The sequence below is a fragment of the Caulobacter sp. GW821-FHT12A07 genome, assembly GCF_058807655.1.
This window is the reverse complement of record NZ_JBXAQX010000002.1, coordinates 387172-411393: the sequence shown is the minus strand read 5'-3', so window position 1 is coordinate 411393 and position 24222 is coordinate 387172. Positions and strand designations below refer to the sequence as shown.

The window sequence follows — 24222 nt, the reverse complement described above, 5'->3', positions numbered from 1 at the left end:
CCCCCGAAACCTGTCGCAGCGCAGCCTGTCCCGGCGCGCTTGCCTCTCTTGATCGAAGGCTGAGCATAGATGCCATTTTAATACCACTCAAAAAACGAACACCGACACCGGAAGCCGAAAATCGTTTGACACAAAAGCGATTTATCGCCCTGGTGCGATTTATCGGATCGAAGCGGCGGACAAAAAGGACTTAGATTGGTATGTGCGCAGTGAGATGCCCCGAAACGCGGCGCCTGGCTCCACTGGAGATGGAAATCTAACCCATGCTGCTCTCCGAACGCATCGGCCCGATCGAGACCACCGCCTCCGCGCCGCTCTATCTTCAGCTCCAGCGCGCCCTGCGCGAGGCGATCCAGCACAAGATCCTGACGCCGGAAGACGCCCTGCCGCCCGAGCGCGACATGGCCGAGGATTTCAACGTCTCGCGCATCACCGTGCGCAAGGCGCTTGAGGGCCTGGTCAGCGAGGGTCTGCTCACCCGCCGCCAGGGCGCGGGCACCTTCGTCGCCTCGCGGGTCGAGAAGAACTTCTCCAAGCTGACCTGCTTCACCGAGGACATGATCTCGCGCGGCCGCAGCCCGCACAGCGAGTGGCTGGCCAAGATGGAAGGCTCGGTGACGCCCGAGGAGTCGCTGACCCTGGGCCTGTCGCCCAGCACGCCGGTCTACCGCTTCCACCGCATCCGCTATGCCGACGGCGCGCCGATGGCCGTCGAGTATTCGACCATCGCCGCCTTCGCCCTGCCCTCGGTCGAGGTGGTCGAGCACTCGCTGTACGAAGCCATGGCCGACGCCGGCTACCGGCCGGTGCGGGCGCTGCAGCGCCTGCGCGCGGTGCTCATCACCCCGCAGCACGCCACCCTGCTGGGCGTGAAGGCCAAGGACGCCGGCCTGCTGGTCGAGCGCCGCGGCTTCCTCAAGGACGGCCGGGCCGTCGAGATCACCCAATCCTACTACCGCGGCGACACCTACGACTTCGTGGCCGAACTCAACGACCCCGCCTGACCCCTCCCCCTTTGTTTTTGTGTCCTGGAGTACGGCCCGTGACCGCGCAGCCCCTTTCCCATTTCCAAGCCCTGACGCCCGAAGCGACCCGCATGTTCCAGGAGGCCGGCGAGGCCTCGGGCGTGGTCGCCCGGCAGCTGGCGGCCAATGCGGACGCGGCGGCGAAAATCGCGCAGCGCCTGCGGGCCGCTCCGCCCCGGGCCGTGGTCACCTGCGCGCGCGGGTCCAGCGACCATGCGGCGACCTTCGCCAAGTACCTGATCGAGACCCGGGCGGGCGTGCTGACCTCGTCGGCGGCGCTGTCGGTGTCGTCGGTCTACGCCGCGCCGCAGGACCTGGAGGGGGTGCTGTATCTCGCCATCTCGCAGTCAGGGAAGAGCCCGGACCTGCTGGCGGCCGTCGAGGCGGCCAAGCAGGGCGGGGCCTTCGTTGTGGCGCTGGTCAATGACGAGAGCTCGCCGCTGGCGGCGCTGGCCGATGCGGTGCTGCCGCTGCACGCCGGACCGGAACTGAGCGTGGCGGCGACGAAATCCTACATCGCCGCTCTCGTGGCCATCGCCCAGCTGGTGGCGGCCTGGACGCAGGATGACGAACTGACCACCGCCCTGAGCGCCCTGCCGCAGGGCCTGGCGGCCGCCTGGGCGCAGGACTGGAGCGCCGGGATCGAGGCGCTGTCGGGCGCGACCAACCTCTACGTCCTGGGCCGCGGCGTCGGTTTCGGGATCGCCCAGGAGGCGGCCCTGAAGTTCAAGGAGACCTGCGGCCTGCACGCCGAAGCCTTCAGCGCCGCCGAGGTGCTGCACGGCCCGATGGCCCTGGTGAAGGACGGCTTCCCGGCCCTGGTTTTGGCCCAGCAGGACGAGACCTACGCCTCGACGCTGAAGATGGCGCAAGGCCTGGCCGAGCGCGGCGCGACCGTGCTGCTGGCCGGCGGCGAGGTTTCGGGCGCGACGACGCTGCCGTCGGCGTCGGGCCATCCGCTGCTGGAGCCGATCCTGCTGGTCCAGAGCTTCTACCGCATGGCCGCCGGCCTGTCGGTGGCGCGCGGCTACGACCCCGACAGCCCGCCCCACCTCAACAAGGTGACCCAGACCGTCTGATGTCCGTCACTGCCCTGATAAACGCCGAGATCCTGACGCCGGCCGGCGTCGTCGCCGGCCAGGCCCTGCTGGTGCGCGACGGCGTCATCGTCGGCCTGGCCGATCGCGCCGACGTCCTGGCCGACGCCGTCGTGGAAGACCTGGCCGGCGGCCTGCTGGTTCCCGGCTTCATCGACACCCAGGTCAATGGCGGCGGCGGGGTGCTGTTCAACGACGCGCCGACCGTCGAGACCATCGCCGCCATCGGCGCGGCCCACCGGCCCTATGGCACGACGGGTTTCCTGCCGACCCTGATCAGCGACGACCTGCACGTCGTCGATGCGGCCATGCGGGCCACCGAGCAGGCGATCGAACAGGGCGTCCCCGGCGTGCTGGGCGTGCATATCGAGGGCCCGTTCCTCAACGCACAGCGCAAGGGCATCCATGACGCGGGCAAGTTCCGCGTCCTCGACGACGAAGCCATCACCCTGCTGTCGTCGCTGAAACGCGGCAAGACGCTGGTGACCCTGGCGCCCGAGACCACCACCCCGGACATGGTCGCCCGGCTGGCCGACGCCGGCGTCGTCGTGGCCGCCGGCCACACCAACGCCCGCTACGAGACCGTCCGCGCCGCGCTCGACGCGGGCCTCACCGGCTTCACCCATCTCTTCAACGCCATGTCGCCGCTGACCAGCCGCGCCCCCGGCGCGGTCGGCGCGGCGCTGGAGAGCCAGTCGGCCTGGTGCGGCATCATCGTCGACGGTCGCCACGTCGATCCGGCCACGCTGAGGATCGCGCTTCGCACCCGGCCGCTGGACCGTTTCATGCTGGTCACCGACGCCATGCCGACCGTGGGCATGAGCGACAAGCGCTTCGTCCTGCAAGGCCAGCCGATCACCGTCGAGGACGGCGTCTGCGTCGGTCCCGGCGGCACCCTGGCCGGCTCCGACCTCGACATGATCGGCGCCGTCCGCAACGCCGTCGCCATGCTGGGGCTCAGCCTGGAAGACGCGGTGATGATCGCCTCGGCCGCTCCGGCCGCCTTCCTGGGCCTGTCGGCCACGCGCGGGTCGATCGCCCCGGGCCAGGCCGCCGACCTCGTGCTGCTCGACGGCGAGCGCAACGTCGTGCGCACCTGGATCGACGGGCGGGAATAAGAAAAGGGCGCTGGTCTCCCGACCAGCGCCCCTTCCCTGCCGCCCTCCCCCAAGGGCGGCGCGCGAAAGTCCTAGGCCCTAGAACTTGTAGCGGACGCCCAGCAGGATCTCGCGGCCGGTGTGGTGATAGACCACCGGCATGTTCTGCTCGCCGCTGAACTGGTCCTGGTACTCGTCGGTCAGGTTCACCCCTTCCAGGGTGATCTTGAACTGGTCGTTCAGGGTGTATTGCAGCGAGGCGTCGACGTTGAAGGTCTCGTTGGTGCCGTCATAGAGCACCGGCGCGGCCGTGGTGTTCTCCTGGCCCAGCACGCGGGTCAGGTACTTGTCGCGGTACGAGGCCGAGACGCGGCCGCTGAACTTGGCGTCTTCGTAGTAGAGGGTGGCGTTGTAGCCGTTGCGCGACAGGCCGGTCAGGTCGCCGGTGGCGACCACGGCGCCGGTCGAGTTGACGTACTTCACGTCCGACTTGACGTAGGTGTAGTTCAGCAGGACGCCGGTGTTGGCCAGCGGGCCCGGCAGGAACTTGAACGGCTGCTGGTAATTGATCTCGAAGCCCTTGACCTTGCCGCCGTCGGTGTTGACCGGGGTCGAGAAGTTCCATTGCGCCGAGGGGCTGCAGCCGGTGGTCGTGCCGCAGGCGGCTATGGCCACGCTGTCGGGAATGCCGAACGGATTGCCGGTGAAGGTGGTCGAGGTGGTGACCGTCTGCACCAGGCTGCCGATGTCCTTCTGGAACAGGGCCAGCGAGAGCAGGGCCTGGCTCTGGAAGTACCATTCGAAGGCGATGTCGTAGGTCTTGGCGCGGAACGGATCCAGGTTCGGGTTGCCGGCGGTGACGCTGCGGGCGGTGCCCGAGACGCTGACCGTCGAGCCCGGGGTTAGGCTGCCGAGGTCCGGACGCGACATCACCTTGGCCGCGCCGAAGCGGATCAGGAAGTTGTCGGTCGGCTCGACCACCAGGTTCAGGGCCGGCAGGGTGTCGTCATATTCGCGGCCGGCCGTGATGCCGACGGGCGAGCCGCCGACATAGGTGAAGCCGCGGGCGTACTGCTTGGTCTTCACGTAGCGGACGCCGAGATTGCCGCGCACGCCGACGCCGCCGATCTCGGTGCGCAGGTCGCCCTGCAGATAGGCGCCGCGATCCTCTTCGGAGACGCCGCGGTTGTTGCCCAGCGACGGCTCGGCGCCGAGCTTGAAGGCGCCGCCATAGGCCGACTGGTCATAGAGGCTCAGCACGCTGGCGGCCTTGGCCAGGTCCGGAATGATGGTTTGGACGCCGTTGAAGGTGGCCAGCCGGCTGAAGCTGGCCAGCGACATCGCCGCGATCGCCGCCGGGATCACCGTTTCCTGGTTGGTCGTGGTGCCGATCGTGCGGCGCAGTTCGGTGGTCTCGAATTCGTACTGCTTGAAGTTCAGGCCGCCGCTGACGCTGAGCGCGTCGTTGAGCTTGTACTCAGCCCAGGCCTGGGCCGTGTCGTAGGTGTTGACCGCCGACTGCGGGCGCAGGCGGATCTGGGTCAGCTTCCACTTGGTCGGGTCGGTCAGGGCGGCGTTGCCGTAGCTGAACTTCGGATCGCGGCTGTTGGTGTAGTCGTAGCTGTAGCCGTCGACGTTGAAGTAGTCGAAGCGCAGCGTCGTCTGGACCGGGTTCTGGTGGTCCGACTTGGAGTGGCCGACGAAGCCGTGGATCGTGAAGTTGTCGCTGATCTGGTGGTCGCCGGTCAGCGAGAACTGGGTGAACTTGGTGTCGAGCTTGTCGAAGCGGTTCTCGACGGCCAGGTCGACGTCGTCGAACGTGCCCTTGACCATCACGCCGTTCTCGATGGTGCGCGCGGTCACGTTGGTGTCGGCGATGCCGCAGCTGCTGGCGACGTTGGCGGCCGTACAGGCGCCGCCGGTGCTGAAGGACGGGGCCTCCAGATAGGTCTCCTGGCGCGTGCCCTTGAAGTCGGCGTAGAGGGCGTCGAACGACAGGGTCGTGCCTTCGAACGGCTGGAACTGCAGGGCCAGCGTGGCGCCCAGGCGTTCCTGGTCGCTCTCGAAGCGATCGAGGCGCGGGAAGCGCGGGTGGAAGGCGGCGTTGTCGGCCAGGGCCTGGGCCGAGGGGTTCACCGTAGTCGGCAGGCCCGCGCCGTTGTTGACGGCGTCGAAGCCCGGCGAGAAGGCGTTGCCCGTGGCCCAGCGCACGGTGCTGTTGCCCTCTTCGAGGATCTTGCGCTTGGTGTAGGCCACCGAGAACAGCGCCCCGAACCGGCCGTCCTGCCAGGTGTTGGAGATCATGAAGGCGCCGCGCGGCGTGGCCTTCTCGGAAAGGTCGTTGTAGCTGCCCTGCAGCGAGGCCGACATGGCGAAGCCGTTATAGTCGAACGGTCGGGCGGTGCGCAGGTCGACCGTGGCGCCCAGCGAGCCTTCTTCCACCGACGCCTCGCCCGTCTTGCGCACGGTGATCGAGTTGAAGAGGTCCGAGGCGAAGATGTTGAAGTCGAACGAGCGGCCGCGGTTGGTGCCGCCCGAGGCGTCGGCGCCGCCGGCGGTCGTCAGGGCTTCCATGCCGTTGATGCGCACGCGGGTGAAGGTGGGGCCAAGGCCCCGCACCGAGATCTGACGGCCTTCGCCGCCGTCGCGCGCCAGGGCCACGCCGGGGATGCGCTGGATGGACTCGGAGAGGTTGAGGTCGGGAAACTTGCCGATGTCCTCGGCCAGGATCGAGTCGGTGGCGGCGGCTTCCTCGCGCTTGACGTTGAGGGCCTTGGCCAGGCTGTTGCGGAAGCCCGTGACCACCACCGCCTCGACTTCGGAGTTCTCGGTCGTCGCACCGGCGTCCTGCGCCATGGCCGAGCCCGCGGCCGCCAAGGCCAACGCCACCGCGCCGGCCGACACGCCGATCTTCAGAGCGCGCAGGCGCGCGTCATGTCCGTAAGACATCCAGTCCTCCTCCCATAGTTTCGTTGCAACGCGGTCTCACAGACCCCGTCGTGGCTTCGAAACGACCGCGCGTCCTTCCCACGCGGCCGCTCTCGGCCGTCATTATGGAAACCGGTGTCATTGGCATTTGCAACGCCCTGACACCGGTAGCAACTAACGCGTAACAAACACTGGAGGGCGTATCAAGCTGTGGGACCGGTAACAGTTGCAACGACCGACGCGAACGTGGCGCCGGCGCTACGCTAGGGTCTCATGGGGCGCTGTTTCAGCGCTGGGCGACCTTGTGCAGGCCGTCGAGCATGCCCCGGCGGTGCTCGGCCGGCAGGCTGGCGCCGACGTTGCGCAGCAGGCGCAGGGCCGAAAGGTGGACGTCCACCGCGTCCCAGCGCCAAGCGCCGGCCTCGGCGCAGTTGTCGACCAGGGCGCACAGCGACACCGCGGCCTCGTCGACCCCGGCGTCGGCGGCGAAGCCGGCCACGTCGATGATCTTCAGGGTCAGGGTGTAGAGCGTCTCGAAGTCCTCGCCGGCGCGGCCGGCGGCCGTGGGGCCAAAGCGCGCCTCGATGGCTTCCAGGGCCTCGTCCAAGGCGGCGAGCGAGCTGTCGCGCAGCGTCTCGACATTGGCCTCGGCCGCGGCGACCGCGTCCTTGGCCAGGATCCCGCCGCGATCCTTGATCATGGCGGCGAGGCGGTTCGGCGGCCGGAACTTGCGGACGGTCATATCTGCACCTTCGCGACCTTCATCAGGCTGTTGATCTCTTCCTGCGACATGTTCGGCTCCTGAGCGTCGCCGACCTCCCCCGCCAGGTCGTCCTTGCGTCGGCCGTCCGTCCCCGGCGGCGGCCCCTCGTGCTTGAAACGGCGATCGGGTCCGACATAGGTGTCGCACTCGATGAAGGCTCGCTCTTCCCGCGCCACCCAGAAGATCCGCTCCAGCAGCACCTTGGGCGTGATCGGCTTGGCGACGGTGAAGTTGGATCCGGCGTCGCGGTTCTTGAACACCTGCGAGGTGCGGGTGTGGCCCGTGACCAGGATCACCGGAACATAGCGGTTGGTTTCAGGCCCCTCGCGGCGGAGCCACTGGATGAATTCGTAGCCGTCGACCTCGGGCATCTGCACGTCGCTGATGATCAGGTCGAAGGTGTGGATCTTGATCAGGGCCTGGGCGTCCTTGACCGATTCCGCGCGGTGCAGGGAGCGCACGCCGAAGCCGGAGACCACGCCCGACAGGATGTCCAGGGACGCGCCGTTGTCGTCGAGCACCAGCACGGTGGCCCGCTCGAGATTGATCCGAGTCGATGGATTTAGCGGCTCGGGCATCGACGCCTCAGAAGAAGTCGAGTTCGCCGGCCTCGGCGCCCCAGCCCGCATGGTCCTTGTCGGAACGCAGGCGGCCCACCAGGTCGGCCAGGCCCAGGCCTTCGAGCAGGGGCTCGATCGCCAGGTTCCATTCGCCGGACGCGTGCTGGCCGATGCGGGCCAGCACGTCCGACAGGCCGTGCAGCCGCTGGCTCAGCTCGTCGAGCGCCTGCAGGCGGGTGATGTTCTCGAGCGCCGCGCCGCCGGTGGCCAGTTCGCCCGCCACGTGCTCGCAGTCGCGGCAGATCATCGCCGCGGCCGCCAGTTCGGCCGCCAGCCGACGCGACAGCTCGCCCACCGGAAGCTGATGATCCGGGGAGACGATGATATCGGCGGCGGCGGTCGACGTGGCGGTCATGAGGTCTAGAACAGCTCCAGGTCGCCGGCGTTGGACGCGGGCTGAGGAATCGGGGCGGGACGACGCACTTCTTGCGGCGCATTGTCGACGGCCACAAGGCGTTGGCGCACCCGGCCGGTCACCGGCCAGAACTCGACCCGGCGGGCCGAGACGCCGCCGACGCTGGACGACACGATCGGAATGCCTTCGTCGCGCAGGAAACGCTCGGCGAAGGCCGCGTTGCTGGCGCCGACGTCCGACAGGCTGTCGAACAGCTTGCCGCCGCCGAAGATCTTGGCTTCCAGCCGCTCGCGGCGGGCGCCCTTCTTCAGCAGGCCGTTGATCAGCAGTTCCATGGCGTAGGCGCCGTAACGCACGGCGTCGCCGCCGCTACCGCTGCTGCGGCCGTCGCCGGCGTCGGGCAGCAGGAAGTGGTTCATGCCGCCGACGCCGGCCTGCGGATCGCGGATGCAGGCGGCGATGCACGAGCCCAGAACCGTGGTCATCACCACGTTCGGGTCGGTCGAGACATGGCTTTCGCCCTGGGTCACGTGGACCTTGGTCGCGCGCAGCTCGTCGTCGTGAGAGTAGTCGCGCCCGATCATGTCAGCTGCCCGAAAACTTGTTCGATCTTGTCGCGCAGACCCTGCACGGTGAACGGCTTGACGCAGTAGTTGTTGACGCCGAACTGCACGGCGCGCTGGACCAGCTCGCGGTCGGCCCGGCCGGTCAGCATGACGAAGGCCGTCTGCCGGATCGGCGGGTGCGAGCGCACGGCGCGCAGCAGGGCCAGGCCGTCCATCTTCGGCATGTTGAAGTCCGAGATGACCAGGTTGGCCGGCTTGGCCAGGAGGTTCTTCAGAGCCTCCTCGCCGTCGGGCGCCTCACGGATGTCCTTGAAGCCGATCTGCTGCAGGGCGTTTCGGATCAGCGCCCGCATGGTCAGCTGGTCGTCGACGACGAGAACGGAAATGGTGCTTGCTTGGGGCATGGGTCTATCGCCTCGCGGAGGCCAGATCGAGAATGGATTGGCCGATGGAGGACAGGGAAACCTGCTTCTCCACGGCCCCGAGTTCAAAGGCGGCGCGAGGCATGCCGTAGACGACGCAGCTGGCCTCGTCCTGGCCCACCGTGCGGGCGCCGGCCTGGCGCATCTGCAGCAGGCCCTGGGCGCCGTCGCGGCCCATGCCGGTCAGGATCGCGCCCACGGCCTTGTCGCCGACGGCCTGGGCCACCGAGCGGAACAGCACGTCGACCGAGGGGCGGTGGCCGCTGACCGGGTCGCCGGCCGTCAGGCGGCAGCGCAGGCCGGCCGAGCGGACGACTTCCAGGTGCGTGGCGCCGCCCGGAGCGACATAGACCTTGCCGACTTCCAGCAGCGCGCCGTCGGTGGCTTCCTGCACCTTGGCCCCGCTGGCGCGGTCGAGGCGCGCGGCGAAGCTGGCGGTGAAGGTCGCCGGCATGTGCTGGGTGATGACCGTCGGCGGGCAGGTCTCGGGAAACTGGGTCAGGATCGACAGCAGGGCTTCCACCCCGCCGGTCGACGAGCCGATGGCCACCACGTCGCCGGTCGGCACGTAGGCGCCGCGGCGAACCGGGGCCGGCGCGGCGTCGGCCTTGGTGCGCACCGAGGCGCGGGCCGCGGTCTTCACCTTGTCGGCGACTTCTGCGAGCGCTTCAGCGGTGCCGGTGGCCGTGGTCGGCTTGCCGACGCAGTCGACGGCGCCCAGTTCCAGCGCGCGCAGGGTCATCTCGGCCCCGGCCTGGGTCAGGCTGGAGACCATGACCACCGGCATCGGCCGCAGGCGCATGATCTTCTCGAGGAACTCGATGCCGTTCATGTTCGGCATCTCGATGTCGAGGGTCACGACGTCCGGGTTCAGGGCCTTGATCATGCCCCGGGCCTCGAACGGGTCGCCGGCGGCGCCGACCACCTCGATCTCGGAGTCGCGGTTGAGGGCGGCCGTGATCAGGCCGCGCATGGTCGCCGAGTCGTCGACGACGAGGACGCGAATCTTGGCCATGCTCAGACCCCCGTCTTGCGATAGGCGGTCAGGCCGCAGCTCTCGAAGCCGCGCACATTGGCGCCGACGCGTTCGGAGTGGCCCACATAGAGCTTGCCGCCCTGCGCCAGCAGAGGCTGGAAGCGGCTCCAGACCCGCTCCTGGGTCGGTTCATCGAAATAGATCACGACATTCCGGCAGAAGATGGCGTCGAACGGACCCTTCATCGGCCAGGACGGGCCGTTGAGGTTCAGTTCGCGGAAAGCGACCAGGCGGCGGGCGGACTCGCAGACGCGATAGGCCCGGCGGTCATTCGAATCGCGCTCGAAGAACTGGCCCCGCTGAGCCGGCGAGATGCCTTCCAGCAGGTGTTCGTCGTAGACGGCCTGACGGCCGGTCGCGAGCACGTTGGTGTCGATGTCGGTGCCCAGGATGCGGATGTCGAGCTCGGCCGCGTTCGGCCAGACCGACAGCACCGTGAAGGCCATCGAATAGGGTTCCTGGCCCGACGAGCTGGCGGCGGACCACAGGCGCAGGCGGCGGCCGGCGCGCACCTGGTCGGCGATCGGCTCCAGGATGTTGGCGCGCAGGTCGTCGAAGTGGTGCGGCTCGCGGAAGAAGCGGGTGACGTTGGTCGTCAGGGCCCGCAGCATTTCCTGGCTCTCGTCGTGACCCTGTTCGCTGGTCACGAAGGCGCAGTATTCCTTGAACGACCGCAGGCCCAGGGCGCGCAGGCGCTTGGCCAGGCGCGAATAGACCAGCGTGGCCTTGGTGTCCGGCAGGCTGATGCCGGCCATGCCGTAGAGGATCTCGGCGATACGCTTGAAGTCCTGGGTGGTGAAGGCGAACTCGCCGTCGACCAGGGCCTCGCGCCGATCAGTGGAGGAGGGAGCGAAGGTCATCAGGCGGCCAGGGCCTCGCGCTCGGGCAGCAGGCGATCGAGCGAAATCTCGCTGATCATCCGGCCGTCGATGGAAATGATGCCGCGGATGAAGTTGCGCACCATGTCGCAAGCCAGATCCGGGGTCGGTTGAACGAGATCGTCGGTGATCGACAGGATGTCCGACACCGCGTCGACCAGCATGCCGATCATGCGGTCGCCCGCCTTGACCACGATGAACACGCTGCGGACGGTCGGCTCGACCATCGGCATGCCGAGGCGGCAGGCCAGGTCCATGATCGGCAGCACCGCGCCGCGCAGGTTGATGACGCCGCGCATGTAGCCGGGCGACTGCGGAAGCGTCGTGGCCGGGCTCCAGCCGCGGATCTCGCGGACAGCCATTATGTCCACGCAATATTCCTGGTCGCCGACCCGGAAGGAGATCAGTTCGCGGCGCTCGCCCGTGGTGATGATTTCTTCGGTCATCGGGTTACTCCGCGGCGATCAGAGTGGGTTCGACGGGGCGGGGCGGTTCGCGGCGGCGCAGGCTGATCACCGCGTCGACGTCGAGGATGAGGGCCACGCGGCCGTCGCCCAGGATCGTCGCGGCGGCCACGCCGTCGACCTGCTGGTAGTTCTGCTCCAGCGACTTGATGACCACCTGGCGCTGGCCGTGGATGGCGTCGGCCACCAGGGCGGCGCGCGAGCCGTCCTCGCCCTCGACCAGCAGCACCACGCCTTCGGTCGGCGGCGGCGAGCTGTCGCGATAGCCGAGGGTCAGGCCGACGTCGATCAGCGGCACGAAGCTGTCGCGGACGGCCAGCACGGCGCCGACCGGGCCCAGCGGGCGAACTTCTTCCGGCTTGGGACGCAGGCTCTCGACGATGGCGGCCAGCGGCACCACCAGAGTCTCGCCGGCGACGTCGACCACCATGCCGTCGAGGACGGCCAGGGTCAGCGGCAGGCTGAGGCTGAAGGTCGAGCCATGGCCCGGACGCGAGGTGATCGAGATGCGGCCGCCCAGGGCCTGCACCGAGCGCTTGACCACGTCCATGCCGACGCCGCGGCCCGAGACGTCCGAGATCTTGTCGGCGGTCGAGAAGCCCGGGAGGAAGATCAGGTTGTCGATCTCCTCGTCGGTCAGCTGCAGCTCCGGCGAGATCAGGCCCTTCTTGATCGCGATCGAGTGGACGCGCTCGCGGTTGATGCCCTTGCCGTCGTCGGAGACCTCGATGACGATCCGGCCGCTGCGGTGCAGGGCGGCCAGGCGCACGACGCCTTCCGGATTCTTGCCGGCCGCCTTGCGCTCCTCGGGGCTTTCCAGCCCGTGGTCGATGGCGTTGCGCAGCATGTGGGTGATCGGGTCGGACAGACGCTCGATGACCGTCTTGTCGACCTCGGTGTTCTCGCCGTCCATCACCAGGCGGGCCTGCTTGCCCGTCATGCTGGCGACTTCGCGGACCAGGCGCGGCATGCGCTGGAACACCGACTTCACCGGCTGGGCGCGGATGGCCATGACGCTGTCCTGGATCTCGCGCGTCAGCTGTTCCAGCTCGTCGAGGCCCATGGCCAGGTTGGAGGACGGGGCGATGCCGTATTCGCCGACGCGCTGCGCCAGCATGGCCTGGTTGATGACCAGCTCGCCGACCAGGTCGATCAGGCGGTCGATGCGCTCCGGGTCGACGCGGATGACCGACTGGCCCGGACCCGGGACGTCGATCTGCTGGGTCTTGGCGGCGGCGGCCGGAGCAGCAGCCGGAGCCGCGGCGGCCACGGGGGCCGGAGCGACGGGCGCGGCGACCGGGGCCGGGGCGGCCTCGACGACCGGCGCGACGGCGACCGGCTCGGGCGCGGCTTCGACCAGCGCGGGTTCGAAGGTTTCGATGACCGGAGCGGCCTCGATCACCGCCGGCGCGGGGGCCGGAGCCGAACCGGCCAGCAGGGCGGCCAGGGCGTCGTCGGACGCCACGGCTTCGCCGCGGGTGATTTCCAGGTCGCAGTCGCCGTCGACGAATTCGAAGACTTCGCGGATGGCGTTCTCGTCTTCGTCGGTCTCCAGGCGGACGGTCCAGGTCGCGTAGGCGGCCTCGGCGTCCAGCTGGTCCAGCGGCGGGATGGCGCTGGCGTCCAGCGTGGCCTCGATCGGGCCCAGGCGCGCCAGTTCGCGCAGCAGCAGGGCGGTCTCGTTGGCCTTGCGGTAGAGGTCCGATTTCGGACGGATCGACACCGTCCAGACGTTGCCGGCCGCGGCGGCGACGTCGGCCGCCTGCTCGTCGATGGTGATCGTCATCGGCTGGAAGTCGAAGCCGAGGTCGTCATCGTCCAGGGCGTCGTCGGCCCCGATCAGAGCCGGCGCGGCGGCTTCCACCACCGGCGCGTCCGCTTCAACCACGACCGGCGCGGCGGCGGGAGCCGGCGCGGCGTTCGGGTCGGTGCAGGCCTTCAGCTCGGCGGCCATCGAGGCGGAGACCGCCTCGTCGACGTCGCCCAGCCCGCGGGCCGAGCTGACGTGGTCGGCCAGCACGTCCGAGGCGCGCAGCAGAGTCACCACCAGGTCCGGGGTCGCAGGCACCTCGTTGGAGCGCACGGCGTCGAGCAGGGTCTCGAACACATGGGCGAAACGGACCAACGGCTCGAGGCCGAAGGCGCCGGCGCCCCCCTTGATCGAGTGGACGGCGCGGAACACGGCGTTGACGGTGTCGCCATCGTCGTTGCCGTCCTGCATGGCCAGGAGCCCGCCTTCGAGGTCGGCGAGCAATTCCTCGCATTCCTGGAAGAAGGTGACCTTGATGGCCTCTAACTCGTCCATTCCAACGTTCCTAAAACGAGAGAGTCTTCAGTACCCGAGACGAAAAGAAGAGAGACGTCAGGCCGCGACGCGGCGGATGGCGTCGACCAGCTTCTCGGGGTTGAACGGCTTGACGATCCAGCCCGTGGCGCCGGCGCGACGCGCGCGGTCCTTCTTGGCGGGGTCGCTTTCGGTGGTGAGCACCAGGATCGGGATGGCGCGATAGTCGTCGTCGACCCGCACCGCCTCGATGAAGCCGAAGCCGTCGAGCTTGGGCATGTTGATGTCGGTGATGATTACGTCGGGGCGATGGGCCGAAAGAACTTCCAGCCCGTGCTCGCCGTCGACAGCTTCGACGACGTTGAACCCGGCGCCGGCGAGGGCCATGCGAAGCATGTCCCGCATCGTCCGGGAATCATCGACCGTGAGGACCGTCCGCGTCACGATTGAACTCCATGGATATCCGCCGAGAGAAGCGCCCCTTCGGCGCCGAACAGACGGGTGGTTTCGACAAAGGCCTCCGAAGGGGCCCGGATAGAGAAGGACTTTCCGTCCGCCGCCCAGGCGGTCTTGGCCGCGAGCAGCACCTGCAGGCACAGGCCGCCGAGGCGCCGGACGTTGCCGGCCTCGACCTCGACCGCCTCGCCGCGGCGTTCCAGGAACGCCGCCTTGAGGGGGCCCGACGCCTTCAGATCAAGCGTCTCGGGCAGCGAAAGGACAGTCATCAAAACTCCTCCCAGCCATCGCTGACCGGGGCGGCCGCTGCGGCGGCTCCGCCACGGCCAGGCCGGGCGAAGGCGCCGAGCCGGGCGCGTTGCTCGGCGACGGGGTTGCGGGCCGGCGAGTCGACATGAGCGTCGGCTTCGCGCGGGCGTTCAAAGCGTTGGGTAGAACCCTCACCCACCCGGAAGCGACCGATCAGGCGCACCAGCTCCGCGGTCTCGCCCTTCAGCGAGTGCGTCGCGGCGGTCGATTCCTCGACCATGGCGGCGTTCTGTTGGGTCACCTGATCCATCTGGTTGACGGCGGTGTTCACTTCGTTGAGGCCGGTCGCCTGCTCGGCCGCCGAGGCGGCGATCTCGGTGACCAGGGCGTCGATCTCGCCGACCTTCACCACGATCCGCTGCAGGGCTTCCCCGGTCTGGCCGACCAGGCTCACCCCGGCAGAGACCTGCTGGGTCGACGACGAGATCAGGGTCTTGATCTCCTTGGCGGCCTCGGCCGAGCGCTGGGCGAGCGCGCGGACTTCCTGAGCGACGACAGCGAAACCACGTCCCGCTTCGCCCGCCCGGGCGGCCTCCACCCCGGCGTTGAGCGCCAGGAGGTTGGTCTGGAAGGCGATCTCGTCGATCACGCCGATGATCTGGCTGATCTGCTTGGAGGAGTTTTCGATTTCGCCCATCGCGGACACTGCCTGATGGACGACCTGACCGGAATGCGTCGCTTCGCCACGGGTGGTCGAAACCACGTCCGAGGCCTGGCGGGCGCCCGAGGCCGTGCGGCGCACGGTGGCGGTCAGCTCGTCGAGGGCGGCGGCGGTCTCTTCCAGGCTGGCGGCCTGCTGCTCGGTGCGGCGCGAGAGGTCGTCGGAGGCGTGGGCGATCTCGTCGGCGCCGGTGCGCAGGCCGTCGGTCGAGGCCGCGATGACCTTCACCGTGTCCTGCAGCTGGGCGATGGCGCCGTTGAAGTCGTCCTTGAGCTTGGCGTACTCGCCCGGGAAGGCGGCGGTGACGCGGAAGGTCAGGTCGCCCGAGGCCAGGCGCTCCAGGCCCTCGGCCAGCGAGCTGACGACCAGGGCGCTCTCGCGGGCGGCGGCAGCGGCGGCCTCCTCCTTGGCGCGGCGCTCGTCGGCGGTCAGGGCGGCGGTCTTCTCCTGCTCGGCGCGCAGCTGCTCGAGATGCAGCTGGTTGTCGCGGAAGACCTTCAGCGAACGCACGATGGCGCCCAGCTCGTCGCCGCGGGTCAGGCGCTCCAGGTCGATGGTGTTTTCACCCTTCGACAGCTTCTCGGTGGCGCCGGCGATGTCGCCGATCGACTTGCGGACGTTCATCACCGTCAGGAAGGCCAGCGCGGCCACCGAGGCCAGGGTGATCAGCGAGAGGATGACCGTGATGCTGATCGCGGCGGCGGCCTCGGCCTGCTTCTTGGCGGCCTGGGCGACGACGCGGGTGTTGGCCGCGGCCACCACCTGGTCCAGCTGGGTCGTCATCTTGGCGTATTGTTCTTCGAACGGCGCGATGAAGCCGACGGCCATGTTGAAGTCGACGCCGATCATGCCGCTCACCGTGTCGATGGCGCTGCGGCATTCCTCGAGCGACTTGATCAGCTCGGCGATCTTCGGCTGCTCGCTGGCCGGCAGCTTGCCCTTCAGAGCCCCCAGCTCCTTCTTGACCGACTCGGTCTCGGCCAGGACGGCGGCCATGCGGGCGTCGTTCTTGTCGACGTCGATGTTGCCGGCCTTGTGGGTCATCACAGTGTAGAGTTCACCGTTGATGTTCGAGATGCGCTTGGAGAGCTTCTGGATCTCCATGTTCTGCGCCATGTCGTTCTCGACGACCTGGCGCAGCGCGGCGGACTGGCTCTTCTGGATCATGATCGCCCCGCCGGCCATCAAGGCCAGCATCACCAGGGCGAAAGCCGGTGCGAAGCCGATTTTTATGATCAACGGCAGATCGACTAGTCGAAAGCGCTTCATCTCGAGATCCCCTCCAAGCGACGGCCGTGCCCACGGACCGCCTGCAATGAGGTCGGATCATCACGATAGATTCCTAATAGTTCCTGACTTTGGTTAAGAACGATGGCCGCACCTTGTCGCACCCCCCTCTGGCTGCGCGTGCGCGAGCGCGTTCCGCACGCGTTTTGAGTCTAGAGACGGGCAATTGCGGCGACATGGCGCCAGCCGCAAGTTGACTTGGTTATCGACAAGTAAATATCGATTATTCTTCGCTGACTCAGACTATCTTAACTCGCGGCTGCGAGAAGGTGCAGGCGTCCGGTTGGCGCAACGTCCAACGGACGAAGAAAAAATACTAGGAGCAGCGGGATGAAATATCCGATCGCTATTGCCGCGGGAATCGCCGGCAGCTTTTTCGTCGCTCAAGCCGCTTCGGCCGCTGGCGGCTTCGAAGATCAAATGGGCCGTTGCCTGCAGCAATTCGCCAACACCAAGGACGCCGCCCAGGTGATGCTTGAGTGCACCGCCGACGCCGGCAAGCTCTCGGCTTGCAAGGTCGTCGACAACAGCGCGGCCGGCAAGGGCTTCGACAAGGCCGCCATGTGCATCGCTGAAAAGCTGCCGATGGGCGCCAAGACCGGCACCGTGAAGGTTCCGTTCCGCTTCCCGGGCGGCGCGTAAGACTTACGCGCCCACCCAACGGGGGTCCAAGCGCCTCCGCTGGTCCAGGCCGGCGTCTCCCAGACGGGAAACGCCACGGCCGGACCGGCGGGGGCGTTTTGCTGTTTGAACACCTGCGCCCAAAGACTAGACAACCGCCGCCCAAGAAAAAGGCCCGCCTTGCAGGGCGGGCCAGGGTCTAGGAGGGAGAACGCAACGAAGAAATATCCGGAGCGCGCTACGCTACGCCGCGCCCGGTCACCGACAAAAACTCAGTATTCTTCCCAGTCCTGGTCGATCGCGACGGCGGTCGAGCCGCGCGAGACCACCGCGCCGGGACGGGACGCCACGCGGGCGGCCGCGGGCGGACGCGGCGCGGGCCGCGCGACCGGAGCCGGAGCCGCCTGGCGAGAGGTCTTGAAGCCGCCGATCAGGCGCGTCAGCTCGGCCGACTGGCCTTTCAGGGAATGGGTGGCGGCCGTGGTCTGCTCGACCATGGCGGCGTTCTGCTGGGTGACCTGGTCCATCTGGTTCACGGCGATGTTGACCTGGGCCAGGCCGCTGGACTGTTCCTGGGCCGAGGACGAGATCTCGCCCACCAGCCCGTCGATCTCGCCGACCTTGTCGACGATGCCGCGCAGGGCCTCGCCGGTCTGGCCGACCAAGGCGACGCCGGCCTCGACCTGCTTGGACGAGGCGCCGATCAGGGTCTTGATCTCCTTGGCCGCTTCGGCCGAGCGCTGGGCCAGGGCCCGCACTTCCGAGGCCACCACCGCGAAACCCTTGCCCGCGTCGCCCGCCCGCGCCGCCTCGACGCCGGCGTTGAGCGCCAGAAGGTTGGTCTGGAAGGCGATCTCGTCGATCACCCCGATGATGTTGCTGATCTCGCGCGAGCTGGTCTCGATCTCGCCCATGGCGGCGACGGCGTCGTTGACGACCACGCCCGAACGCTCGGCCTCGGTCTTGGCGCCGGCCACCACGTCGGAAGCCTTGCGGGCCCCGGCGGCCGAACGCTTCACCGTGGCGGTGATCTCGTCGAGGGCGGCGGCGGTCTCTTCCAGGCTGGCGGCCTGCTGTTCGGTGCGGCGCGAGAGGTCGTCGGCGGCGACGCCGATCTCGTCGGCGCCCATGCGGATGCCGTCGCTGGCCTGGGTCACGGCGGCCATCGCCTCCTCCAGCGTCGCCACGGCGGCGTTGAAGTCGCCCTTCAGCTTCTGGAAGTCGGCGGCGACCTCGATGTCGAGGCGCGAAGCCAGGTCGCCCTCGGCCAGGCGGGCGAGGGCCTCGCCCAGGGCCTGGACCGCCACGGCTTGGCTGCGCTCGTTGGCCTGGCGCACCTCTTCGAGGCGCTTGCGCTCGTTCTCGATGGTCTCGAGATAGATCGAGATGGCGAAGTCCATGTCGAGCATCACGGCCTTGATCAGGGCCGAAACGGCGTCGCCCGCCTTGTCGGCGCCGTCGCCCTTGGCCATGAAGCCCTTGGGCCAGGCCTCCTTGATCGCCGCCCGCGCCAGGTGCTCGCTGACCAGGGCGTAGCCGCCGATGTACCAGCGCGGCTCCAGGCCGATGCGGGCGTGGGTCTCGCCGATGGTGCGCACGGCCTTGACGTAGGTGTCGCTGAACTCGGCCTGGGCGATCACGCCCCAATGCGACTTCTGGCGCGAGCCGGCCGCGTCCATGTGGCGCTCGTCGCCGAAGAACTTGCGGGTCTCGGGCGTCGCCTTGACCTTGTCGTAGAAGCCGGCCAGCGCCGGGCCGATCTCGCGCTCGATGAGCGGACGCAGCGCCCGCAGAGACGCCCGGGCCCGGTCATCCAGGCCCATGAACGCGACGCGGTCATTCAGTGCGTAGTCCTGGCTCATCTGCCGCATCCCCGGTCTTGAATATCGGGGTTAAATCTCACGGCTGATGGTTAATCGCAGTACAACTTTTCCCGTTATGAGCGCGTCATACCGCCGCACTCTCGCCGGATGTGCTTGCGGCTATCCGCCGCGACGCAGGGTTTCTCTGGCGATGACCAGTTGCTGGATCTGGCTGGTGCCCTCGTAGATCCGGAAAATCCGGACGTCTCTGTAAAGACGCTCGATGCCGTAGTCGGCGACATAGCCAGCGCCGCCGAAGATCTGCACCGCCCGGTCGGCCACCCGTCCGACCATCTCCGAGGCGAACAGCTTGGCGGCGGCCGCCTCCAGGGTCACGCCCTCGCCCGCGTCGCGCTTGCGGGCGGTCTCCAGCACCAGGGCCTTGGCCGCCAGGGCCTCGGTCTTGCTGTCGGCCAGCATCGCCTGGATCAGCTGGAAGCTCGCGATCGGCTGGCCGAACTGCTTGCGCTCGGAGGCGTAGGCCACGCAATCGGCGATCAGCCGCTCGGCGACCCCCGTGCAGACGGCGGCGATGTGCAGGCGGCCGCGATCGAGCACCTGCATGGCGACCTTGAAGCCCTCGCCTTCCGCGCCCAGCCGGTTCTCGACCGGAACCCGCACGTTGTCGAAGGTGACGTCGTGGATGTGGGCGCCCTGCTGGCCCATCTTCTTCTCGGCCTTGCCCACGTGCAGGCCCGGCAAACCGGCTTCGACCAGGAAGGCCGACACGCCCGAGCCGCCCTTGGCCTCGGGGTTGGTGCGGGCCATCACCGTGAACAGCGAGGCCTTGCCGGCGTTGGTGATGAAGCGCTTGGTCCCGTTCAGCACATAGGCGTCGCCGTCCAGCGTGGCGCGGGTCTGCACGGCGGCGCTGTCGGAGCCGGCCTCGGGCTCGGTCAGGGCGAAGCTGGTGACGGTCTCGCCCGAGGCTATGCCCGGCAGCCATTTGGCCTTCTGGGCCTCGGAGCCGAACATCACCAGGCCCTGGCTGCCGATGCCGACATTGGTGCCGAACACCGAGCGGAAGGCCGGCGAAGCGCGGCCCAGCTCGATCGCGACCAGCGCCTCGTCCTCCATGGACAGGCCAAGACCGCCGTGTTCCTCGGGGATCGACAGGCCGAAGAGGCCGAGGTCGCGCATCTCGGCGATCACGCCTTCGGGCACCGCGTCGTTCTCGGCCACCTGGGCCTCGATCGGCCGCAACCGTTGGGCCACGAAGCGGGCGACCATCTCGAGCAGCTGGTCGCGGGTCTCGCGGTCGAGGGCCATGGCGGTTCCTTCCTGTCAGTCGTCGCGTCAAACGATCGTTTTATTCGCCGACTGTACCCGCCGCTCGCGGGAATGGAAGAGCCGTCAGAAGCGGGCCCGATAGGTGGCCGCCAGGTTCAGTTCCGGATCGGCCGAGGCGTCGTGTCCCGGCTGCAAAGCCACGCCGCCACGCACGCTGATCCGCCGCTCGCCGCCCAGCGACCGCTCCATGCCCAGCCGCAGGTCGATCTCGCGCCCGTCGGGCGAGGCGCTGAAGCGGCGGGTCGAGTAGGTCAGCGGGTCGTCGTATGACAGCGGTACGTCGGCCAGGGTGGCGGTGAACCGGCCGCGCTCGACGCGCAGGGGCTGGCTGACCTCGAAGGTCAGCAGGGCGCAGGACCAGCCGATCAGGTCGCAGTCCGCCGCCGCCATTAGCCGCCAGGCGCCGCTGACCGCGCCGTCCAGGCCCAGCAGCCCGCCCTGGGCCGACATCCGCCCCATCGAGGCCTCGGCCCGCAGGCTGACCCCGGGGCGCGGCGACAGGTCGAAGGCGGCGGCGGTGAAGCGGGTCGAGGTCGGCAGGGCGAAGGTCGAGCCCGGCGCCAGGAACGAGCCGAGCGGACCCAGCGGCTCGTCCAGGGTCCCGGCGGTGACGCTGAGCACGCCGCCGGCGAGCGCGGTCTGGCCGGTGGCCGCGACGTAGCTGGAGGCCTTCATCTCGGTGGTCTGCATAGGGCGACGGCGCACGGCCTCGCCCTGCTCGGCGCTGAAGGCGAAGCGGCCCAGGCGTACAGCGGCTTGCACCGTCTGATCGGGATGCGCGACGAGGCGGAAGGCGTCGCGGCCCTCCGGACCGGCCGGGGCCGGCGCGCCGCCCTCGCCTTTCCAGGTCGAGAAGCTGAACCGGCCGAACGCCGCCTGCATCCGCGCCGAGCGCATGGGCTGGGGCCCCAGCAGCATGTCCGGCGCGCTGGCGTTAGGCGTCGGCTCGAACAGCGGCGCCTCGGCGCTGAAGGCCAGTTGGGCCCCGCCCAGGCTCGGGCCGCCCAGAACCACGGCGCTGGAGGCGGTCGGCGGCGGCAGGTCGCCCACGCCCCGGCGGGACGCGCCCGGAACGGAGCCGGCCAGGTCGACCACGAAGCGGCGGTGATAGTCGTCGGTCAGCACCGTGCTCAAGGCGTCGGTGCGCGCCAGGGCGTGGCCGAACGGACCGGCGAGGCTGGTCCCGGGCTCGTTGGCGTCGAGCGCGACCGATTCGCCCTCGCCCACGGCCAGGCTGCTGGTCCCCACCGGCTGGAAGGCGCGGGTCAGGTCGAGCGAGCCGCGGCCATAGGTGCTGTCGGTCCCGGTCGTCCCGAGGTCGGCGGCCGTGCGCAGCAGGATCGAGACCGCGTCGCGGCCGGAGATGTTGGGGAAGGCCTGCAGCAGCAGGGCCAGGGCCCCGGCCACGTGCGGGGCCGAGAACGAGGTGCCCGAGATCCGCCAGCAGCTGCCGGTCGTGTCGCAGTCGGTGATCACCTGGTCGCCCGGGGCGACGATGTAGCCGTTGGCCGCCACCCCGGCCTTGTTGGAGAAGCTGGCCAGGGTTCCGCTCTGCGACAGCGCCCCGACGGCCAGCAGCGAGCCCTGGTAGCGGGTGTCGACGGCGTAGCGCGCCGGCCAGCCGGGATCGGCCTCGCCTTCGTTGCCGGCCGAGGCGGCGATGACCACGCCGGCGGCCGTGGCGCGGGCCAGGGCCGCCTCGAAGGTCGCGCCCAGCGGCGTTTCGCCGCCGAGCGACAGGTTGATCACCTTGGCGCCGTTGGCGACCGCGTAGTCGATCGACCGCGCCAGGTTGCTGGAGTTGAAGATGCACTCTTCGCAGTCGGGATCGGTCGACGCCGTGTCGGCGCGGATCGACAGGATGGTCGAGCCGTAGGCCACGCCGATCGTGCCCGTCCCGTTGAAGTTGGAGGCGATGATCCCGGCCACGCGGGTGCCGTGGCGGTCGGCGTTGGCCAGTTCGTTGCGGCCGGTGACGATGTCGGTCGAGGCGGCCGAGACCCGGCCGGCCAGGTCGGCCTGGGACTGGTCGACGCCGGTGTCGATCACCGCCACCGTGATCCCGGCGCCGGTGTAACCGGCGTCATAGGCGGTATTGGCGTGGATCGCGGCCAGGCCCCAGCTGCGCGTGTATTCGGCGCTGGTGACGCTGGGCGGAGGCGGCGGGGGTGGAGGCGGCGCGGGCGGCGTGACCGGCGTCGTCACGCCCGTCGAAGGAGCGCCCCCGCCGCCGCCTCCTCCACAGCCTGTGACCAGGAGCGCGCCGCCCATGACCAGGGCGACAGGCCAGATGCGCAGGATACGGTCGAAGCCGGTCATCAGAACCCCTCCAGCCCGTCCCCGCGCCCGAGCTTACACCGTCGGCGGCGAGCCTTTCGCGAGGACACTGCGGCGCACGCCGTAAACGAAATATATCAGCAAGCCCACAATCTGCGCGCAGAGGAAATAAAGCTGCGTCTTGGCCGGCAGGCTGGCGAACAGATAGAGGCAGCCGAGGATCGCGCCCGAGGCCACGACCGGCCAGGCCGGGACCGAGAACACCCGCGGGCGGTTCGGCTCGCGCCGGCGCAGCACGATCACCGAGGCGCCGACGGCGATGAAGGCGGCCAGGGTGCCGGCGTTGGCCAGCTCGGCGATCTCCTTCAGCGGCAGCAGGCCCGACAGGAACGCCGACAGCAGGCCGGTCAGCAGGGTCATCAGCACCGGCGTGCCGGTCTTGGCGTTGACCCGGGCCAGGGCGCGCGGCAGCAGGCCGTCGCGGGCCATGACGAAGAAGATACGGCTCTGGCCGTACATGAAGGCCAGGATCACGGTCGGCAGGGCGACGACGGCGGCCAGGGCGACGATCTGGGCCACCTTCGGGTGCTTGAGGCTCTCCAGGATGAACACCAGCGGCGCTTCGCTGGCCGAGAACACCTCGGTGCGCGAGGCGCCGATCGAGACGGCGGCGACCACCATGTAGATCAGGGTGCAGGCGGCCATCGAACCGACGATGCCGATGGTCAGGTCGCGCTTGGGGTTCTTGGTCTCCTCGGCGGCGGTCGACACCGCGTCGAAGCCGTAGAAGGCGAAGAAGATCAGGCTGGCGGCCGCCATGACGCCGACCTTGACCCCGTCGGGGCCAGGCGTGGCGGCGAAGCCCTTGGGCATGAACGGGGTGAAGTGGCTGGCGTCGAAGGCCGGCAGGCAGAGGGCGACGAAGATGGCCAGGGCGGCGATCTTGATCACCACCAACACCATGTTGACCGTCGCGCTCTCGCGGGTGCCCAGCGCCAGCAGGCCGGCGACCGCCATCGAGATGATCACGGCCGGCAGGTTGACGATCCCGCCGGCGTGCGGACCGGCCAGCAGGAACTCGGGCGTGCCGATCATCCGGAACAGCCCCTGGGCGTGAGCCGACCAGCCCACCGCCACGGCGGCGCAGACCAGGGTGTATTCGAGGATCAGGCTCCAGCCGATCACCCAGGCCACCGGCTCGCCCATGGCGACGTAGCTGTAGGTGTAGGCGCTGCCCGAGGCGGGGATCATGGTCGACAGCTCGGCGTAGCAGAGCGCCGCGCAGGCGCAGACCGCGCCGGCGATCAGGAACGACAGGATCACGCCCGGCCCGGCCAGGCCCGCGCCCACGCCCGTGAGGGTGTAGATGCCGGTGCCGACGATGGCGCCGACGCCCAGGGCCACCAGGTGCGGCCAGCTCAGGGTCTTCTTCAGCTCATGGCCGCCATGGCCCGCCGCCCCGTCGATCGCCTTGCGGCGCGTCCAGAAACTCATGCTCGTCCTCCCGACTGCCGGGCGACCATGGCTGGGGATCGGCGCCCCGCCAAGAGGGCGGACCGCAAAGACGACATATCTTCGGCCGCGCCTCGAAATCGCGCCTTCCACGGACGAAACGCCGGAAAAGGCCCGGATCGACCGAAGGATCGTCGGATCAGATCGCCGCGTCGAACGCCTGATAGCCGATCGGGCCGCTGGCGACTGGAGCCCCGCGCCCCTTCATCCGCGCATGCAGGCGCTTCACGCAGTCGCTGCCGGTGCGCTCGAACAGGAAGGGCAGCAGACCGTGGACCAGGCAGGCCAGGCCCGCGGCGACCATCGGCAGGCCGAAGCTCCAGGCCATGGCGAAATGCTCGCCATAGGTTTCGCCGACCTGACGCGGGTGGCGGGTGAACAGCGCGAACATCAAAGGTCCCCTTGCTTCGAT

Annotated in this window: 21 protein-coding genes and 1 pseudogene; 4 read left to right on the top strand and 18 right to left on the bottom strand. The window is 69.0% G+C overall.

All coding sequences use genetic code 11. The annotated features are described in order from the left end of the window. The first annotated feature begins 263 nt into the window (after positions 1–263). The 3 genes from AC1RRS_RS05640 to nagA all read left to right on the top strand — a co-directional run bounded on the left by AC1RRS_RS05640 (position 264) and on the right by nagA (position 3240). A complete protein-coding gene (locus AC1RRS_RS05640; protein WP_487292608.1) occupies positions 264–1004 on the top strand; it encodes a GntR family transcriptional regulator in 741 nt (246 codons plus the stop codon). Between the two features lie 92 nt (positions 1005–1096). Beyond that, complete coding sequence (locus tag AC1RRS_RS05635; protein WP_492854459.1) at positions 1097–2104, top strand: SIS domain-containing protein; 1008 nt, start codon at positions 1097–1099, stop codon at positions 2102–2104. Further along, positions 2104–3240 carry an N-acetylglucosamine-6-phosphate deacetylase gene (nagA, locus tag AC1RRS_RS05630; protein WP_492854276.1) on the top strand — a complete coding sequence of 379 codons (1137 nt, stop codon included), beginning with the start codon at positions 2104–2106 and terminating at the stop codon, positions 3238–3240. The genes AC1RRS_RS05635 and nagA overlap by 1 nt, the downstream gene beginning before the upstream one ends. A gap of 78 nt (positions 3241–3318) precedes the next feature. On the opposite strand, the gene AC1RRS_RS05625 is transcribed toward nagA, so the two are convergent. The 13 genes and pseudogenes from AC1RRS_RS05625 to AC1RRS_RS05565 form a co-directional block, all read right to left on the bottom strand. Beyond that, the gene (locus AC1RRS_RS05625; protein ID WP_487289014.1) at positions 3319–6168 is read right to left on the bottom strand and encodes a TonB-dependent receptor; all 2850 of its coding nucleotides are present in this window, start codon (positions 6166–6168) and stop codon (positions 3319–3321) included. A gap of 265 nt (positions 6169–6433) precedes the next feature. Then, positions 6434–6889, bottom strand: a complete 456-nt coding sequence (locus AC1RRS_RS05620) for a chemotaxis protein CheE (RefSeq protein WP_110118610.1) — start codon at positions 6887–6889, stop codon at positions 6434–6436. Next, a complete protein-coding gene (locus tag AC1RRS_RS05615; RefSeq protein ID WP_110118611.1) occupies positions 6886–7488 on the bottom strand; it encodes a response regulator in 603 nt (200 codons plus the stop codon). The genes AC1RRS_RS05620 and AC1RRS_RS05615 overlap by 4 nt, the downstream gene beginning before the upstream one ends. Positions 7489–7495: 7 nt before the next feature. Then, entirely contained in the window at positions 7496–7885 is a 390-nt protein-coding gene (locus AC1RRS_RS05610) for a DUF8776 family protein (RefSeq protein WP_487289011.1), read from the bottom strand. Positions 7886–7890: 5 nt separating this feature from the next. Continuing rightward, complete coding sequence (locus AC1RRS_RS05605; protein ID WP_110118613.1) at positions 7891–8469, bottom strand: chemotaxis protein CheD; 579 nt, start codon at positions 8467–8469, stop codon at positions 7891–7893. Then, positions 8466–8855, bottom strand: a complete 390-nt coding sequence (locus AC1RRS_RS05600) for a response regulator (RefSeq protein ID WP_007675655.1) — start codon at positions 8853–8855, stop codon at positions 8466–8468. Before AC1RRS_RS05600 ends, AC1RRS_RS05605 begins: the two co-directional genes overlap by 4 nt. Positions 8856–8859: 4 nt before the next feature. Further along, complete coding sequence (locus AC1RRS_RS05595; protein WP_487289009.1) at positions 8860–9888, bottom strand: protein-glutamate methylesterase/protein-glutamine glutaminase; 1029 nt, start codon at positions 9886–9888, stop codon at positions 8860–8862. A 2-nt stretch (positions 9889–9890) separates the two neighbouring features. Then, complete coding sequence (locus AC1RRS_RS05590; RefSeq protein ID WP_110118615.1) at positions 9891–10769, bottom strand: CheR family methyltransferase; 879 nt, start codon at positions 10767–10769, stop codon at positions 9891–9893. Beyond that, complete coding sequence (locus AC1RRS_RS05585) at positions 10769–11233, bottom strand: chemotaxis protein CheW (protein ID WP_110118616.1); 465 nt, start codon at positions 11231–11233, stop codon at positions 10769–10771. The genes AC1RRS_RS05590 and AC1RRS_RS05585 overlap by 1 nt, the downstream gene beginning before the upstream one ends. Positions 11234–11237: 4 nt before the next feature. Next, complete coding sequence (locus AC1RRS_RS05580) at positions 11238–13556, bottom strand: chemotaxis protein CheA (RefSeq protein ID WP_492854275.1); 2319 nt, start codon at positions 13554–13556, stop codon at positions 11238–11240. Positions 13557–13613: 57 nt separating this feature from the next. Then, positions 13614–13979 carry a response regulator gene (locus tag AC1RRS_RS05575; RefSeq protein ID WP_058347355.1) on the bottom strand — a complete coding sequence of 122 codons (366 nt, stop codon included), beginning with the start codon at positions 13977–13979 and terminating at the stop codon, positions 13614–13616. Next, the gene (locus tag AC1RRS_RS05570) at positions 13976–14260 is read right to left on the bottom strand and encodes an STAS domain-containing protein (RefSeq protein ID WP_370443997.1); all 285 of its coding nucleotides are present in this window, start codon (positions 14258–14260) and stop codon (positions 13976–13978) included. Before AC1RRS_RS05570 ends, AC1RRS_RS05575 begins: the two co-directional genes overlap by 4 nt. Further along, positions 14260–16277, bottom strand: a pseudogene (locus AC1RRS_RS05565) (methyl-accepting chemotaxis protein). The gene AC1RRS_RS05570 and the pseudogene AC1RRS_RS05565 overlap by 1 nt, the downstream one beginning before the upstream one ends. Before the next feature lie 301 nt (positions 16278–16578). On the opposite strand from AC1RRS_RS05565, the gene AC1RRS_RS05560 reads away from it, so the two are divergent. Further along, a complete protein-coding gene (locus AC1RRS_RS05560; protein WP_110118619.1) occupies positions 16579–16890 on the top strand; it encodes a hypothetical protein in 312 nt (103 codons plus the stop codon). 251 nt (positions 16891–17141) lie between these two features. Here AC1RRS_RS05560 and AC1RRS_RS05555 read toward each other — a convergent pair whose 3' ends face one another. From AC1RRS_RS05555 to AC1RRS_RS05535, 5 genes are all read right to left on the bottom strand, one after another. Then, positions 17142–18731, bottom strand: a complete 1590-nt coding sequence (locus AC1RRS_RS05555) for a methyl-accepting chemotaxis protein (protein WP_492854274.1) — start codon at positions 18729–18731, stop codon at positions 17142–17144. Between the two features lie 120 nt (positions 18732–18851). Beyond that, the gene (locus AC1RRS_RS05550; protein WP_492854273.1) at positions 18852–20000 is read right to left on the bottom strand and encodes an acyl-CoA dehydrogenase family protein; all 1149 of its coding nucleotides are present in this window, start codon (positions 19998–20000) and stop codon (positions 18852–18854) included. 84 nt (positions 20001–20084) lie between these two features. After that, positions 20085–22340, bottom strand: a complete 2256-nt coding sequence (locus AC1RRS_RS05545) for a S8 family peptidase (RefSeq protein WP_492854272.1) — start codon at positions 22338–22340, stop codon at positions 20085–20087. Between the two features lie 33 nt (positions 22341–22373). Continuing rightward, positions 22374–23792, bottom strand: coding sequence for an amino acid permease (locus tag AC1RRS_RS05540; protein WP_492854271.1), 1419 nt, complete (start codon positions 23790–23792; stop codon positions 22374–22376). A 157-nt stretch (positions 23793–23949) separates the two neighbouring features. After that, positions 23950–24201, bottom strand: coding sequence for a DUF6356 family protein (locus AC1RRS_RS05535; RefSeq protein ID WP_492854270.1), 252 nt, complete (start codon positions 24199–24201; stop codon positions 23950–23952). Positions 24202–24222: the final 21 nt, after the last annotated feature.

Bases quoted from the DNA above. Each gene is read 5' to 3' on its own strand.
- AC1RRS_RS05640 (WP_487292608.1), top strand. From the start codon at position 264: ATGCTGCTCTCCGAACGCATCGGCCCGATCGAGACCACCGCCTCCGCG.
- AC1RRS_RS05635 (WP_492854459.1), top strand. From the start codon at position 1,097: ATGTTCCAGGAGGCCGGCGAGGCCTCGGGCGTGGTCGCCCGGCAGCTG.
- nagA (WP_492854276.1), top strand. From the start codon at position 2,104: ATGTCCGTCACTGCCCTGATAAACGCCGAGATCCTGACGCCGGCCGGC.
- AC1RRS_RS05625 (WP_487289014.1), bottom strand. From the start codon at position 6,168: ATGTCTTACGGACATGACGCGCGCCTGCGCGCTCTGAAGATCGGCGTG.
- AC1RRS_RS05620 (WP_110118610.1), bottom strand. From the start codon at position 6,889: ATGACCGTCCGCAAGTTCCGGCCGCCGAACCGCCTCGCCGCCATGATC.
- AC1RRS_RS05615 (WP_110118611.1), bottom strand. From the start codon at position 7,488: ATGCCCGAGCCGCTAAATCCATCGACTCGGATCAATCTCGAGCGGGCC.
- AC1RRS_RS05610 (WP_487289011.1), bottom strand. From the start codon at position 7,885: ATGACCGCCACGTCGACCGCCGCCGCCGATATCATCGTCTCCCCGGAT.
- AC1RRS_RS05605 (WP_110118613.1), bottom strand. From the start codon at position 8,469: ATGATCGGGCGCGACTACTCTCACGACGACGAGCTGCGCGCGACCAAG.
- AC1RRS_RS05600 (WP_007675655.1), bottom strand. From the start codon at position 8,855: ATGCCCCAAGCAAGCACCATTTCCGTTCTCGTCGTCGACGACCAGCTG.
- AC1RRS_RS05595 (WP_487289009.1), bottom strand. From the start codon at position 9,888: ATGGCCAAGATTCGCGTCCTCGTCGTCGACGACTCGGCGACCATGCGC.
- AC1RRS_RS05590 (WP_110118615.1), bottom strand. From the start codon at position 10,769: ATGACCTTCGCTCCCTCCTCCACTGATCGGCGCGAGGCCCTGGTCGAC.
- AC1RRS_RS05585 (WP_110118616.1), bottom strand. From the start codon at position 11,233: ATGACCGAAGAAATCATCACCACGGGCGAGCGCCGCGAACTGATCTCC.
- AC1RRS_RS05580 (WP_492854275.1), bottom strand. From the start codon at position 13,556: ATGGACGAGTTAGAGGCCATCAAGGTCACCTTCTTCCAGGAATGCGAG.
- AC1RRS_RS05570 (WP_370443997.1), bottom strand. From the start codon at position 14,260: ATGACTGTCCTTTCGCTGCCCGAGACGCTTGATCTGAAGGCGTCGGGC.
- AC1RRS_RS05560 (WP_110118619.1), top strand. From the start codon at position 16,579: ATGAAATATCCGATCGCTATTGCCGCGGGAATCGCCGGCAGCTTTTTC.
- AC1RRS_RS05555 (WP_492854274.1), bottom strand. From the start codon at position 18,731: ATGAGCCAGGACTACGCACTGAATGACCGCGTCGCGTTCATGGGCCTG.
- AC1RRS_RS05550 (WP_492854273.1), bottom strand. From the start codon at position 20,000: ATGGCCCTCGACCGCGAGACCCGCGACCAGCTGCTCGAGATGGTCGCC.
- AC1RRS_RS05545 (WP_492854272.1), bottom strand. From the start codon at position 22,340: ATGACCGGCTTCGACCGTATCCTGCGCATCTGGCCTGTCGCCCTGGTC.
- AC1RRS_RS05540 (WP_492854271.1), bottom strand. From the start codon at position 23,792: ATGAGTTTCTGGACGCGCCGCAAGGCGATCGACGGGGCGGCGGGCCAT.
- AC1RRS_RS05535 (WP_492854270.1), bottom strand. From the start codon at position 24,201: ATGTTCGCGCTGTTCACCCGCCACCCGCGTCAGGTCGGCGAAACCTAT.